General features: G+C 46.5%; 12 protein-coding genes and 1 rRNA gene. 10 read left to right on the top strand and 3 right to left on the bottom strand.

What is annotated here, in order from left to right:
- Position 1: 1 nt before the first annotated feature.
- From atpA to glmU, 5 genes are all read left to right on the top strand, one after another.
- Complete coding sequence (gene atpA / locus L4C34_RS16635; protein WP_428790468.1) at positions 2-1,543, top strand: F0F1 ATP synthase subunit alpha; 1,542 nt, start codon at positions 2-4, stop codon at positions 1,541-1,543.
- Between the two features lie 42 nt (positions 1,544-1,585).
- Positions 1,586-2,452 carry a F0F1 ATP synthase subunit gamma gene (atpG, locus tag L4C34_RS16640; protein ID WP_428790469.1) on the top strand — a complete coding sequence of 289 codons (867 nt, stop codon included), beginning with the start codon at positions 1,586-1,588 and terminating at the stop codon, positions 2,450-2,452.
- A 32-nt stretch (positions 2,453-2,484) separates the two neighbouring features.
- Positions 2,485-3,888: a F0F1 ATP synthase subunit beta gene (gene atpD, locus L4C34_RS16645; protein ID WP_428790470.1), complete on the top strand. Its 1,404-nt coding sequence runs from the start codon at positions 2,485-2,487 to the stop codon at positions 3,886-3,888.
- A gap of 18 nt (positions 3,889-3,906) precedes the next feature.
- Positions 3,907-4,329 carry a F0F1 ATP synthase subunit epsilon gene (locus L4C34_RS16650; RefSeq protein WP_428790471.1) on the top strand — a complete coding sequence of 141 codons (423 nt, stop codon included), beginning with the start codon at positions 3,907-3,909 and terminating at the stop codon, positions 4,327-4,329.
- A 180-nt stretch (positions 4,330-4,509) separates the two neighbouring features.
- A complete protein-coding gene (gene glmU, locus L4C34_RS16655; RefSeq protein WP_428790472.1) occupies positions 4,510-5,874 on the top strand; it encodes a bifunctional UDP-N-acetylglucosamine diphosphorylase/glucosamine-1-phosphate N-acetyltransferase GlmU in 1,365 nt (454 codons plus the stop codon).
- A 62-nt stretch (positions 5,875-5,936) separates the two neighbouring features.
- Here glmU and punC read toward each other — a convergent pair whose 3' ends face one another.
- Positions 5,937-7,127: a purine nucleoside transporter PunC gene (gene punC / locus L4C34_RS16660; RefSeq protein ID WP_428790473.1), complete on the bottom strand. Its 1,191-nt coding sequence runs from the start codon at positions 7,125-7,127 to the stop codon at positions 5,937-5,939.
- 149 nt (positions 7,128-7,276) lie between these two features.
- Between punC and punR the strand changes: the two genes are divergently transcribed.
- Entirely contained in the window at positions 7,277-8,179 is a 903-nt protein-coding gene (gene punR / locus L4C34_RS16665; protein ID WP_428790474.1) for a DNA-binding transcriptional activator PunR, read from the top strand.
- A gap of 78 nt (positions 8,180-8,257) precedes the next feature.
- Here punR and fadA read toward each other — a convergent pair whose 3' ends face one another.
- Both fadA and fadB read right to left on the bottom strand, forming a co-directional pair.
- Positions 8,258-9,421 (bottom strand): acetyl-CoA C-acyltransferase FadA, encoded by a 1,164-nt coding sequence (gene fadA, locus L4C34_RS16670; protein WP_428790475.1) that lies wholly within the window; start codon positions 9,419-9,421, stop codon positions 8,258-8,260.
- A 26-nt stretch (positions 9,422-9,447) separates the two neighbouring features.
- Positions 9,448-11,619, bottom strand: a complete 2,172-nt coding sequence (fadB, locus tag L4C34_RS16675; protein WP_428790480.1) for a fatty acid oxidation complex subunit alpha FadB — start codon at positions 11,617-11,619, stop codon at positions 9,448-9,450.
- 212 nt (positions 11,620-11,831) lie between these two features.
- On the opposite strand from fadB, the gene L4C34_RS16680 reads away from it, so the two are divergent.
- The 4 genes from L4C34_RS16680 to L4C34_RS16695 form a co-directional block, all read left to right on the top strand.
- Positions 11,832-12,455: a YigZ family protein gene (locus tag L4C34_RS16680; RefSeq protein WP_428790476.1), complete on the top strand. Its 624-nt coding sequence runs from the start codon at positions 11,832-11,834 to the stop codon at positions 12,453-12,455.
- Positions 12,456-12,488: 33 nt separating this feature from the next.
- Entirely contained in the window at positions 12,489-13,946 is a 1,458-nt protein-coding gene (locus L4C34_RS16685; protein WP_428790477.1) for a TrkH family potassium uptake protein, read from the top strand.
- A gap of 15 nt (positions 13,947-13,961) precedes the next feature.
- Entirely contained in the window at positions 13,962-14,519 is a 558-nt protein-coding gene (gene hemG / locus L4C34_RS16690) for a menaquinone-dependent protoporphyrinogen IX dehydrogenase (RefSeq protein WP_428790478.1), read from the top strand.
- Positions 14,520-15,081: 562 nt separating this feature from the next.
- A 16S ribosomal RNA gene (locus L4C34_RS16695) occupies positions 15,082-15,306 on the top strand; the annotation flags it as partial.

The following is a 15,306-nucleotide window of genomic DNA, read 5'->3' on the forward strand; positions in this document are numbered from 1 at the left end:
CATGCAACTGAATTCCACGGAAATCAGCGAGCTAATTAAACAACGTATCGAGAAATTCGACGTTGTTAGTGAAGCTCGCAATGAAGGTACTATCGTTTCAGTAAGCGATGGTATTCTTAGTATTCATGGCCTTGCAGACGCAATGCAAGGTGAAATGATTGAATTACCAGGTGGCCGTTACGCGCTAGCACTGAACTTGAACAGAGATTCAGTGGGTGCGGTAGTAATGGGCCCTTACGCAGACCTTAGAGAAGGCATGAAAGTAACAGGAACTGGACGTATTCTAGAAGTTCCTGTTGGCCCTGAACTATTAGGTCGCGTAGTTAATACGCTTGGCGAACCAATTGATGGCAAAGGCCCAATTGAAGCTAAAGTTCACTCTCCAGTAGAAGTGATCGCACCTGGCGTTATTGACCGTAAATCAGTAGATCAACCAGTGCAAACTGGTTACAAATCTGTTGACTCAATGATCCCAATCGGCCGCGGTCAGCGTGAGCTGGTTATCGGTGACCGTCAGACTGGTAAAACAGCGTTGGCGATTGACTCGATCATTAACCAAAAAGATTCTGGTATCTACTCAATCTACGTAGCGATTGGCCAAAAAGCGTCAACTATCGCGAACGTAGTACGCAAACTAGAAGAGCACGGCGCGTTAGCAAACACTATCGTTGTTGTTGCTTCTGCTTCTGAGTCTGCTGCATTGCAATACCTAGCACCATATGCTGGCTGTGCAATGGGTGAGTACTTCCGTGATCGCGGTGAAGACGCACTGATTGTTTATGATGATCTCTCTAAGCAAGCTGTTGCTTACCGTCAGATTTCATTGCTTCTTAAGCGCCCACCGGGCCGTGAAGCCTTCCCTGGTGACGTATTCTACCTTCACTCTCGTCTACTAGAGCGTGCTGCTCGTGTAAGCGAAGAGTATGTAGAACGTTTCACTAATGGTGAAGTGAAAGGTAAAACAGGTTCACTGACGGCATTGCCAATCATTGAAACTCAAGCTGGTGACGTATCGGCGTTCGTACCGACTAACGTTATCTCCATTACCGATGGTCAGATCTTCCTACAAACAGAACTGTTCAACTCAGGCATCCGTCCTGCTGTTGACCCAGGTATCTCTGTTTCTCGTGTAGGTGGCGCTGCTCAAACGAAAATCATCAAGAAGCTTTCTGGTGGTATTCGTACGGCATTGGCTCAATACCGTGAATTGGCGGCTTTCGCACAGTTCTCTTCCGATCTTGATGAAGCGACGAAACGTCAGCTTGACCACGGTCAGAAAGTAACTGAGCTAATGAAGCAGCACCAATACGCGCCAATGTCTGTATTTGACCAAGCGATCGTTATTTTTGCTGCCGAGCGCGGTTACCTAACCGACATTGAGATCAACAAGCTGCTAGATTTTGAAGCTGCATTGTTGTCGTATGCTCATAGCCAATATGCCGAGCTAGTTGCAGACATTAACAAGACGGGTGCTTTCAATAAAGATGTTGAAGCTCAGTTGAAAAAACTGGTTGACGACTTCAAGGCAACCCAAACTTGGTAAAAAGTAGGTGGCAGCAATGCCACCAACTAATGGAGAGTAACAATGGCCGGCGCAAAAGAGATACGTAATAAAATCGGTAGTGTTAAAAGCACTCAGAAAATTACGAAAGCGATGGAAATGGTAGCCGCTTCAAAAATGCGTCGCTCGCAAGAAGCGATGCAGGCTACTCGTCCATATGCGGAAACAATGCGTAAAGTGATCGGTCATGTAGCGAATGCTAATCTAGAGTACCGTCATCCGTACTTAGAAGAGCGTGAAGCTAAACGTGTTGGTTACATCATTGTTTCAACTGACCGTGGTCTATGTGGTGGCTTGAACATTAACTTGTTCAAGAAAGCCATGCTCGATATGAAAGACTGGTCTGCGAAGGGAGTGGATGTGGAGTTGGCGATTGTCGGCTCTAAAGCAACTGCTTTCTTTAATAACAGCGGCGCGAAAGTGGCAGCTCAAGTTTCTGGTTTAGGGGATTCCCCATCGCTAGAAGACTTGATTGGTTCAGTCACTGTCATGTTGAAAAAGTATGATGAAGGTGAGTTGGATCGCCTGTACGTAGTGTATAACCATTTTGTTAACACTATGGTGCAACAACCAACGATCGATCAATTACTACCTTTGCCTAAATCAGATAGCGAAGAAATGCAGCGCAAGCATGCATGGGATTACATCTATGAGCCTGAGCCAGAACCTCTATTGGATAAGCTTTTAATGCGTTACATAGAGTCTCAGGTATATCAAGGTGTGGTCGAGAACCTGGCATGTGAACAAGCATCCAGAATGATTGCAATGAAATCGGCAACTGATAACGCTAGTGACTTGATAGATGAGTTAGAACTTGTGTACAACAAAGCGCGTCAATCTGCGATTACACAAGAGCTATCTGAAATCGTGTCAGGTGCAGCAGCGGTTTAGGTTTAGGTTCAAATAAATTTAGAGGATTAACGATGGCTACAGGTAAGATCGTACAGATCATTGGTGCGGTAGTCGACGTAGAGTTCCCACAGAGCGACGTACCAAGTGTTTACGATGCTCTGAATGTTGTTGAATCAAAAGAGCGTTTGGTTCTTGAAGTTCAGCAACAAATCGGCGGTGGCGTTGTACGCGCTATCGTTATGGGTAGCTCAGATGGTTTACGTCGTGGTTTGACAGTTGAAAATACTGGCGCTCCAATCTCAGTACCAGTAGGTACTAAAACACTTGGTCGTATCATGAACGTGTTAGGTGATGCGATTGATGAGTGTGGCGAAATCGGTGCGGAAGAAACGTACGCGATTCACCGATCAGCACCTAGCTACGAAGAGCAATCTAACGAGTCGTCTCTGCTAGAAACGGGTGTTAAAGTAATCGACTTGATTTGTCCATTCGCTAAGGGTGGTAAAATCGGTCTATTCGGTGGTGCTGGTGTAGGTAAGACCGTTAACATGATGGAACTTATCAACAACATAGCATTGCAACACTCTGGTTTGTCAGTGTTTGCTGGTGTTGGTGAGCGTACACGTGAAGGTAACGATTTCTACTACGAGATGCAGGAAGCTGGCGTTGTTAACGTTGAGAACCCTGAAGAATCTAAAGTAGCAATGGTTTACGGCCAAATGAACGAGCCACCAGGAAACCGTCTACGCGTTGCCCTAACTGGTTTGACAATGGCTGAGCGTTTCCGTGACGAAGGTCGTGACGTTCTATTGTTCATCGATAACATTTACCGTTATACCCTTGCGGGTACGGAGGTTTCGGCTCTACTAGGTCGTATGCCATCTGCGGTAGGTTACCAGCCAACACTTGCTGAAGAGATGGGTGTACTGCAAGAACGTATCGCATCAACTAAGCAAGGTTCTATCACGTCTGTACAGGCGGTATACGTACCTGCCGATGACTTGACTGACCCATCACCAGCAACAACGTTTGCTCACTTGGATGCAACGGTTGTACTTAACCGTAACATCGCATCTATGGGTCTATACCCAGCGATCGACCCACTAGACTCAACGTCTCGTCAGTTAGATCCATTGGTTGTAGGTCAAGAGCACTACGATATCGCACAAGGTGTACAGCGTACCCTTCAGCGTTATAAAGAGCTGAAAGATATCATTGCTATCTTAGGTATGGATGAGCTATCTGAGGAAGACAAACAAATCGTATCGCGTGCGCGTAAGATTGAACGTTTCCTAACTCAGCCTTACCACGTGGCAGAAGTCTTTACTGGTGACCCAGGTATCTACGTTTCTCTTAAAGAGACTCTACGTGGATTCCAAGGCCTACTAGCAGGCGACTACGATGACATTCCTGAGCAAGCGTTTATGTACTGTGGTGCAATTGACGATGCTATTGAGAATGCCAAGAAGCTTTAAGGCTAATTAGGAGGCTATATGGCAGCAATTACCTTTCACCTAGATGTCGTCAGCGCTGAGAAGAAGATTTTCTCTGGTCGCGTTGAAACCTTTCAGGTGACCGGTAGCGAGGGTGAGCTTGGTATTTTCCATGGTCACACACCGCTGCTTTCCGCGATTAAGCCTGGCATGGTGCGCATAGTGAAACAGCACGGCCACGAAGAAATTATTTATGTTTCTGGTGGTATGGTGGAAATTCAGCCTGGTACGGCGACCGTATTGGCTGACACCGCAATTCGTGGTGAAGAACTAGATGCAGCGAAGGCAGAAGAAGCCAAACGCAAAGCTGAAGAAAATATTAGTAATCAGCATGGCGATATGGACTTTGCACAAGCGGCAAGTGAGTTAGCGAAAGCAATTGCTCAACTAAGAGTAATTGAGCTAACCAAAAAGCATCGCTAATCGCGATTAGCAACTAATGAAAAAAGGCGGCCTATGGGTCGCCTTTTTGTTTTTGACGGCTAGAATTGTTTTTTTGATGACTCGAAAGCCACATCAAACCGTTAACTTACCCGCCCATCACAGCTACAATAGCTCCATATTCTTTAATAACCTCATTTATTGCTTACAGCAGGTCTAAACATGAAATTTAGCTCAGTCGTCCTTGCCGCCGGGAAAGGAACCCGAATGTACTCCAACTTACCTAAGGTGCTGCACACCCTAGCGGGCAAGCCGATGGTAAAACACGTGATCGACACTTGCCACGGAGTGGGAGTGGATAATATTCACTTGGTGTATGGTCACGGTGGTGAGCTTATGCAAGATAAATTGCGCCAAGAAAAGGTTAACTGGGTACTGCAGGCCGAACAGCTAGGGACTGGACATGCGGTTCACCAAGCAGCCGAGCATTTCGCAGATGATGAACAGGTATTGGTCTTATATGGTGATGTGCCATTAATTGGTGAGCATACTTTAAATCGGTTATTAGAATCACAGCCAGAAGGTGGTATTGGGCTATTAACGGTGAAGTTGGACAACCCTGCTGGTTATGGTCGTATCGTTCGACAAAATGATCAAGTTGTGGCAATTGTGGAACAGAAAGATGCGTCACCTGAACAGTTAGCGATTGCGGAAATTAACACGGGCGTTATGGTCGCAACCGGGAGTGACTTTAAACGTTGGTTAGCTGGGTTAACGAATAATAATGCTCAAGGCGAATATTATCTGACTGACGTTATTGCGGCGGCGCATCAGGAAGGGCGTCAGATTCACGCTGTTCATCCTGATAGCGAAGTGGAAGTGGAAGGCGTCAATGATCGCGTACAACTTTCTCGCCTAGAGAGAGCGTTTCAAGCGAATCAAGCGGAGCAACTGTTGGTGCAAGGCGTCATGCTACGTGATCCTGCTCGTTTTGACTTACGCGGGGAGCTGCAAACCGGTAAAGACGTTGAAATTGATGTCAACGTCGTGATTGAAGGTAAAGTCTCCTTGGGTGATAACGTGGTCATCGGAGCGGGCAGCATTTTAATTGATTGTGAAATTGATGATAATACTGTGATTCGACCTTACTCCGTGATTGAAGGGGCGACGGTAGGCGAAAGCTGCACTGTTGGGCCATTCAGCCGTTTGCGTCCAGGCGCACAGCTTTGTAATGATGCTCACGTGGGTAACTTTGTTGAAATGAAGAACGCGCGCTTAGGGGAAGGCTCTAAAGCCAACCATCTTACTTATGTTGGAGATGCTGAAGTTGGTCAACGCGTGAACATCGGCGCGGGCGTAATTACGTGTAATTATGACGGCGCTAACAAGCATAAAACCGTGATAGGTAACGACGTCTTTGTCGGCTCGGATAGCCAGTTGATTGCCCCTGTGGAAATCGCGGATGGTGCGACTATTGGTGCGGGGACGACATTGACCAGCAATGTCTCTGAGAATGAGTTGGCGATCACTCGAGCGAAAGAGCGTAAAGTGGCAAACTGGAAACGACCAGTGAAGCAGAAACGTTAATTTAGACAGTGCGAGTCAAAAGGGTCGGCTGAATATCAGCGCGACCCTTTCTTATTTTAAGGTTAGCTTTCGTTTGCAGCTACTTCGTTATTGAGTGTCGCTGAGCGGTTGGCGACAGCGTAGCCGCCCCATAAGCCCAGCATACAAACGGTTATCATCAATCCAGTGATTGGCAGCGCGTGGGTGGCCAGTGTTGCCACGACAGCGCTGGCGAGGCTACTAATGCTGATTTGCAGGCTGTTTTGTAGGCCAGCAGCGGTTGCCGGATTTTGCTTAGCGCTAGACAAGGCGCGATTGACCACGATTGGGTACATAGCGCCATTGGCGACTGCGAGTAAGCAAAACGGTGCTAACAGTGGCCAGATGCTACTGAGCGTCGTTTGCGACGCCACAAAAATCATTAGCGTTGATAGAGTAAATAAACCGAGCAGTAGCTTGAGTACACGTCCGTCGCCCCATTTATTGACCATGCCTTTACCAGCAAAACCACCCGCCATAAAAGCAATTGTTTGTGGGATAAAGCTAAGACCGATATCTTTTGCTGAATACCCAAGTTGAGTCATGATTTCCGGCATACCCGTCAAATAAGCAAAGAAGGCTGCAGAGGCGAACGCAAACATAATGATATTGCCTAGGTACGTAGGTGTACGTAGTAACTTTGCGACGTCTTGTTTAACTGAATCAGATGAACGCTTAGTCAGCGCTTCCTGTGGTTGCATCAGGGTTGCTAGTAGTAAAAGAAGGCCAAAACCGGTCAAGGCGATAAAGATACTTTGCCACCCGAAATGGTGACTAAGCACAACACCGAGTTGAGGTGCTAGCGCGGGAGATAGGGCGACCAATGGCATGATGGTCGCAAAAAGTTGTTGGCCAGTATGAGCGGGGAAGCGTTTGATAATCATCGCCTGCCAGATAACGGCTGGCGCACAGACACCGATTGCTTGCAGAAAACGCAGTGCTAGTAGTTCAGAGACGTTGCTAGTAAAAGCCAAACCAAAAGAAGCGATAGTAAAGACGATCAGTCCAACGGCGAGTGTTTTTTTGTTGCCATATCGATCGCTGGCTAAGCCCCACAAAAATTGCCCTACAGCCATACCAGCAAGAAAGACGCTAAGCGAAAGGGCTATCTGTGCTGGTCCCGTCGACAGTGCCAGTTCCATATCTTTAAAGGCAGGTAAATACATATCAGTGGCAATGAAGCCAATCATAGAGAGTGCAATCAGATAGATAAGTTGCGATTTAGATGCTTGCATGGTGTTTCCATTCCAAAGACGACCGTGGCGATTATTGACGCCACTATCATTGATTAGAGTAATTTGTGTTAATCAGATTGTATTTTCCCTGCTTAACAAAATAAAACGCTAAACTTTGTGGTTACCAATCAAATTTTTTGAAGGCAAATATGTTTGCTAAATCTTCTTTAGAGACCATAGATACGATAGCACGCCTTGGTAGCTTTACCGCGGCGGCGGAAGTGTTACATCGCGTGCCCTCGGCCATCAGTTACTCGGTCCGGCAAGTTGAGCAGGAACTGGACGTCGTGTTGTTCAAACGCCTTCCTCGTAAGGTTGAATTAACGGAAGCGGGTGAGGTGTTTTTGCAGCACGCAAGAACAATGCTTCGTCAGATGGAAGAGGTACAAGTACAGACTCAGCGCGCCGCACATGGATGGAAGCAAACGCTGCGTATTACACTTGATAATATCGTGCGGTTGGAAAAGTTAGAGACGCTCATTGCGGCTTTCTATCGGCAGTTTGATTTTGCTGAGCTGCAAATCAACATGGAAGTATTTAATGGCTCTTGGGAAGCGATCTCTCAAGGTCGAGCGGATGTTGTGATTGGTGCGACGGCGGCTGTCCCTGTTGCTGGCGAATATGAAGTGAAAGACATGGGCGGCTTGGAGTGGGTATTTGTGATGGCGCCAACGCACCCTTGTGCGAAAGCGAAGGAACTCAATGAAGAGTCAGTTAGCCATTATCCTGCCATTTGCTTAGACGATACCTCGCGTGAATTACCCAAGCGACACAATAACTATTACCCTAAGCAGCGACGCTTATTACTGCCCAATTGGCATACGGCGATAGAATGTTTAAAAAATGGCTTAGGGGTAGGCTATATGCCGGTGCACATGGCGACCAAGCATTTGGCCTCGGGCGCTTTGATTGAGCGCAGCTTGCCGGAAGAGATTCCGATCAGTCACTGCTGCTTGGTATGGAGAAAGGATCCATCAAATAAATTGATCCAATGGCTGGTGGATTATCTTGGTGATAAAGAAGCGCTACATGGTGATTGGTTGGAGGCGTAAAAAAGAGCCAGCGAGGACGCTGGCTCTTTGCTCGGCTCTAAAGCCAAAGTGACTAGGGCTAGTTACTCAGGCAAAGGACTATGGTCTCTCGAAGATAGTCGCAATGCCTTGACCCAGACCAATACACATAGTGGCAAGACCATATTTAGCGTCTTTGTCTTCCATGAGGTTGATCAGTGTGGTCGAGATTCGAGACCCTGAGCAGCCTAGTGGGTGACCCAGTGCAATGGCGCCACCGTTTAAGTTGACCTTCTCATCGACCATATCCAGTAGTCCAAGGTCTTTCGCGCAAGGAAGTGATTGAGCGGCAAAGGCTTCGTTTAGTTCAACCACACCCATATCTTCAATGGACAGACCGGCACGTTTCAACGCTTTTTTCGTTGCAGGAACCGGTCCATATCCCATAATAGAAGGATCGCAGCCTGCGACCGCCATTGACTTAACACGCGCTCTGATAGTAAGTCCTAGCTCGTTGGCTTTGTCTTCACTCATTATCAGCATCGCAGACGCGCCATCTGATAGGGCGGACGAGGTGCCAGCGGTCACGGTGCCGTTAGCGGGGTCAAAGACAGGACGTAGCTGAGACAAGCTATCGGTTGTGGTTTCAGGACGAATCACTTCGTCGTGATCCAGAGTAAAGAGGGAACCATCTTCAGCATGCGCCTCGGTTGGTAAAATTTCGTTTTTAAAACGTCCTTCTACGGTAGCCGCTTGTGCTCGTTGGTGAGATCGCGCAGCAAAAGCGTCTTGCTGTTCACGACTGATACCATGCATCTTACCGAGCATTTCTGCCGTCAATCCCATCATGCCAGCAGCTTTGGCAACCGTCTTAGACATACCAGGGTGGAAATCCACACCGTGAGTCATAGGTACGTGCCCCATGTGCTCGACACCGCCAATTAAACAGATATCGGCATCACCCACCATGATTGAGCGACTGGCGTCATGCAGAGCTTGCATTGAAGATCCACATAATCGATTGACTGTTACCGCGCCAATTTCAATCGGTAGTCCCGCTAGCAGTGCCGCATTGCGAGCAATATTAAAGCCTTGTTCTAAGGTTTGTTGTACACAACCCCAGTAAATATCTTCAATATCGCTTGGGTTTACTTTTGGGTTGCGTGCCAGAATGCCTTTCATCAGATGGGCAGATAAATCTTCTGCTCGAGTATGACGGAAGGCGCCACCCTTGGATCGTCCCATCGGGGTGCGAAGGCAATCAACAATAACAACGTTCTTCATTTTGATATTCCTTTTCCAATTGGTGGTTACAGTGAGCCTGCTTGTTGCTTAGAGTAAAAACATTCGTCTTTGCTCGCCATATCAAGAAGCAGCTGAGGAACCTGATACATAGCACCTAGTTCTTGGTAGCTTTGTGCCATGTCTACGTAGTTTTTCAGCCCGATACTGTCTAGGTAGCGGAACACGCCGCCTCTAAATGGAGGGAAGCCCAAGCCATACACCAATGCCATGTCTGCTTCTTGCGGAGAGGCAATAATATTTTCTTCAAGGCAGCGGGCCACTTCATTGATCATTGGAATCATCATACGTTGCATGATGGTTTCATCATCAAAGGTATTTGGCTGCGCACACACCGGAGTAAGCAGCGGTAGAATCTCATCGCTGAAGGTCTTCTTCGGTTTGCCTTTTTTATCTACGCTGTAGCTATAGAATCCGCTACCATTTTTCTGACCATATTTTTTCGCGTCATACAGAGCGTCTATCGCATCACGATCTTGCTTGGCCATTCGCTCTGGGAATCCTTCAGCCATTACGGCTTGAGCATGATGAGCGGTGTCGATACCCACCACATCCAACAGGTAAGCAGGTCCCATTGGCCAACCAAATTTGCGCTCCATCACTTTATCGACTTTGGTAAAGTCTCCGCCATCGCGCAGTAATAGGCTAAAGCCTGCAAAGTATGGGAACAATACACGGTTAACGAAGAATCCGGGACAGTCATTGACGACGATCGGAGATTTACCCATCTTGGCAGCATAGGCCACGACACGGTTGATGGTTTCGTCGGATGTGTTTTCGCCGCGGATAATTTCAACCAATGACATACGGTGCACTGGATTAAAGAAGTGCATACCACAGAAGTTCTCTGGGCGTTTTAGTGACTTGGCCAATAGGTTAATCGGGATGGTAGAAGTATTGGAGGTCACGACGGTGTTATCGCCCACAAGACCTTCAACTTCACTCAGAACAGCCGCTTTGATTTTAGGGTTCTCTACAACAGCTTCAACGATAATGTCTGTTTGTTCAACGCCAGCATAATGTAGGCTAGGTGTAATTGAAGACAAGATGCCCGCCATCTTAAAGCCATCAATACGACCTCGTGATAAGCGTTTGTTGAGTAGCTTGGATGCTTCCGTCATACCTAGTTCGAGTGAGTCTTGTGCAATATCTTTCATCAATACGGGTACGCCTTTCAGCGCCGATTGATAGGCGATACCGCCACCCATAATGCCCGCTCCAAGCACTGCGGCTCTTTCGGTTGCTTTATTGGCAGACTTCCCAGCTTTTTTAGCTAGAGATTTGATGTATTGATCGTTTAGGAATAAACCGACGAGTGATTTAGCTTCTTCCGATTTCGCAAGCTTGATGAAGTATTGACGTTCAATATCGAGCGCATCACTACGTTCACAGCGTGATGCTTCCTCAATGGTTTTTACTGAAGTAATTGGCGCTGGGTAGTGAGGGCCAGCTTTCTGAGTGACTAAGCCTTTTGCCATAGTAAAGCTCATCATGGCTTCGAGCTTGCTCAGAGATAACGGGCTTTTCTTTTGTTGGCGGCGCTGTTGCCAATTGAGTTGTTCGCGAGCGGCTGACAATACCGTGTCGATTGCTGATTGTTGCAATTTGTCTGCGTCGACGATCGCATCAAGTAGGCCAACTTTCAGCGCTTCTTCTGCGCGGCATGCTTTACCTTGTGTGATAATTTCCATTGCATTATCTGCGCCAATCAGGCGAGGTAAGCGAACGGTGCCACCAAATCCAGGCATAATACCGAGTTTAGTTTCCGGCAACCCGATACTCGTGGAGGAGTCACCAATTCTAAAGTCAGTCGCTAGCACACATTCACAACCACCACCTAACGTATGCCCTTTCACGGCAGATAGCGTTGGAAAAGGTAGGTCTTCTAGTTTATTGAAAATGCTATTGGCGAAGATGAGCCATTGATCAAGCTCATGCTCTGGTTTGTCGAATAAGCCCAAAAATTCGGTAATGTCTGCGCCGACGATAAAGCTATCGTGCTCGGAAGTCAGGACAAGGCCGCGAGCAGTATCGAGAGAAATAATCTTATCAAGGGCTTGATCTAGTGATTCTAGTGTCGCTAGGTCGAGCTTATTGACCGCTTGTGGTGCGCAGAAGCGTAGCTCTACGATCCCGTGTTCTAATTCCTTTGCCCATAAAGTATTGGCTTGATAAATCATCATTTATCTCCGTGATATACAATCTTTCATGTACGTAACAGTGCGTCATTAGTTTGTCTGGTTTGACCAGTTGGCTTAGTCTGCTCTCCTCAACATTAAATATCAATACATTTATTAAACATCTGTTTAACATTGTGAGGTGGTAAACACAGCAATGTATCCGCTGTATCACGTGGTACACTGCTATACCCTAATTAACGCGACAGTTTGTAATGAAAGATCAACCCTACTTAATCCCTTCAACTCCGCTTATCCTGGAAGAAGAGATCAAAAAGAGTGTATTTATTACCCATCTGATCCCTACTTCAAGTATAGAAGCCGCGAAGGTAAGTATCGAAGAGGTTAAGCGTGAACACGCGTCAGCGAGACACAATTGCTGGGGCTTTGTTGCCGGCCGGCCCGAAGACTCGATGAAATGGGGATTTAGTGATGATGGTGAGCCAGCAGGCACAGCAGGTAAACCAATACTCGCGCAATTATCAGGCTCAGGCGTGGGGGAGCTTACAGCGGTCGTAACACGTTACTATGGTGGCATAAGACTCGGTACAGGTGGGCTTGTTAAAGCGTATGGCGGCGGTGTTCAGCAAGCGCTCAAGCAGCTTCAAACTATTGAAAAAAAAATAACCAGTCTCTATCGCCTAGAGTTAGACTATGGATTACTACCCGTTGTGCAGTCGATCATCACTTTCTATGCAGCGGAGGCCATTGAATCCGATTATTCCGATCGCGTCCTACTGATTGTCGAAATAGACAGACGCAATGTAGGCGAATTTACCCAAGCCGTGATAAACAAGAGTGGTGCCAAAGTACTGGTTACCCGTATCAATCAGAACTAGGACGTCAGAAGCAAGTCTTCGACCGATACTGCAATGCAATTTCGATCCATTATTCGCATCGTTGGACTGTTGTTGGCGCTATTTAGTCTTTCTATGCTCGCGCCGGCTTTGGTAGCGCTCATCTATCGAGATGGTGCGGGTGTACCATTTATTACCACTTTTTGTTTGTTGTTAGCTTGTGGGGCTATTTGTTGGTTTCCTCATCGGCATGAAAAAGAAGAGCTGAAATCGCGCGATGGCTTTTTAATTGTCGTATTGTTTTGGGTGGTGCTAGGCAGTGCTGGTGCCTTGCCGTTTTTACTTTCAGATAATCCCAGCGTTTCTATTACTGATGCTTTTTTTGAATCGTTTTCAGCGTTAACAACCACGGGCGCGACAGTGCTGGTGGGTTTGGACCATTTACCTAAGGCTATTTTGTTTTATCGACAGATTCTGCAATGGTTCGGTGGTATGGGAATCATTGTGCTCGCGGTGGCCATTTTGCCCGTGCTTGGTATCGGGGGAATGCAATTATATCGTGCGGAAATTCCCGGGCCAGTTAAAGACCGTAAGATGACCCCTCGTATTGCCGAAACAGCAAAAGCACTTTGGTACATTTATTTGAGCTTAACCATCGCTTGCGCCGTAGCGTATTGGTTGGCGGGAATGACGCCTTTTGATGCCGTCTGCCATAGTTTTTCCACGATAGCGATTGGCGGGTTTTCTACCCATGATGCCAGTATTGGCTATTTTCATAGCCAGACGATTAATATGATCGCGGTGGTGTTTCTGCTTATTTCGGCTTGCAACTATTCATTGCACTTTGCAGCTCTTGCATCAGGCGGTGTTAACCCTCGCTATTATTGGCGCGATCCTGAGTTTCGTGCTTTTTTCCTGATTCAAGCGGTGCTGTTTCTGATTTGTTTTGTGGTGCTCTTGGCTAATCAGACCTATGGCTCGACATTAAAAACCTTTGATGAAGCCTTATTTCAAACAGTATCTATTTCGACCACGGCGGGTTTTACCACCACTAGCTTTTCCCAATGGCCACTGTTTTTGCCAGTATTATTGTTGTTTTCCTCCTTTATAGGAGGCTGTGCGGGATCAACGGGAGGTGGAATGAAAGTGATTCGCATCTTGTTGTTGACTCGACAAGGAGCGAGGGAGATGAAACGTCTTGTTCACCCCAAAGCGGTATACACAATTAAAGTTGGTGGCACCGCGCTTAGCCAAAAAGTTGTGGATGCCGTTTGGGGATTTTTCTCTGCTTACACTCTGGTTTTTGTTGTTTGCATGCTAGCACTGATTGCCACAGGGATGGGTGAGCTGAGCGCATTCTCAGCGGTGGCGGCGACATTAAATAACTTGGGACCAGGATTAGGCGACGTCGCATTACACTTTGGTAATGTGAACGATAGTGCCAAATGGGTACTGATTACCGCGATGGTATTCGGCCGCCTAGAAATATTTACTCTGCTTATTCTATTTACACCGACATTTTGGCGTAGCTAAAGAAAGAAGGATGTTATGAAAGTACTCTGCCTCTATTCCAGCCGTGAAGGACAAACTAAAAAAATCCTTCAATATATAGATGAAACCCTAAATGACTGTGAATGTGACATTCAAGATTTACACCTCTTGGGAAAAGTGGACCTGTCTAGTTACGATCGAGTGTTGATTGGTGCATCTATCCGCTACGGTCACCTCAATAAAAAGCTATATCAGTTTATAGACGAAAACGTTGAGCAGCTTAATCAGCATCACGTAGCATTTATGTGCGTTAATTTAACCGCACGTAAAGAAGACGAGGGAAAGGACACACCAGAAGGGAGTGCTTACATAAAAACGTTTTTAAGCAAATCTCCATGGCAGCCACTGTTGATTGGAGTGTTTGCAGGAGCGCTGTATTACCCTAGATACAACTGGATTGATCGAATGATGATTAAATTCATCATGTCTATGACTGGTGGGGAGACGGATACTAGTAAAGAAGTCGAATACACCAATTGGGAAAAAGTAACTCTGTTTGCCGAAAAACTGCGTGATATGAAAGGTATTAAGTCGAAAAATGAGCAGGTTGAGTAAATATCGAACGGAAAGCCTAAAAAGAACAGAAAACCATAAAAAACACTTGCCAAGTTCCGGCCAATCTCTATAATGCACCCTCGCTGACACGGGAAGGCTTCAACGCTTTTTAGTTGAGAATGAAGAACGAGTTAGCAAGGTCATCTAGCTAAGCCAAGTGCTTAATAAAGTTTTGAAAAAGTGGTTGACACTCAAACTTAACTCGCTAAAATGGCCGTCCGCTTGAGAGAGCTTCTGAAAGAAGCGCTTTAAAAGCAAAGCTCTTTAACAATTTAAACCTATCAATCTGTGTGGGCACTCGTTGATGATAATCCAAAGGCTTTTCTGTTCTTTTTATAAAGAGCGGTCAAGCAGCTTCTTAGAAGCACTTTAGGTATCAATGAACTGAGTGACCAATACGAATAATGACTTTCTTTAGAGAGAGAGGCGTTATTTGGCACAGTCAATTCATTACCATTCTGTTGGAATGGTAATAGCTTTAGAATTACATGTTTCTGTTCTTTTTCGAAAGAGCGGTAACTATTAGTTTTGAAGTCAGTATTCATTGAGCCGACAAAATCTTAAATTGAAGAGTTTGATCATGGCTCAGATTGAACGCTGGCGGCAGGCCTAACACATGCAAGTCGAGCGGTAACAGGAATTAGCTTGCTAATTCGCTGACGAGCGGCGGACGGGTGAGTAATGCCTAGGAAGTTGCCCAGTAGAGGGGGATAACCATTGGAAACGATGGCTAATACCGCATAATCTCTTTGGAGCAAAGCAGGGGACCTTCGGGCCTTGTGCTATT

The sequence above is a fragment of the Vibrio profundum genome, from assembly GCF_050337555.1.
GTDB classification, from domain to species: Bacteria; Pseudomonadota; Gammaproteobacteria; order Enterobacterales; family Vibrionaceae; genus Vibrio; species Vibrio profundum.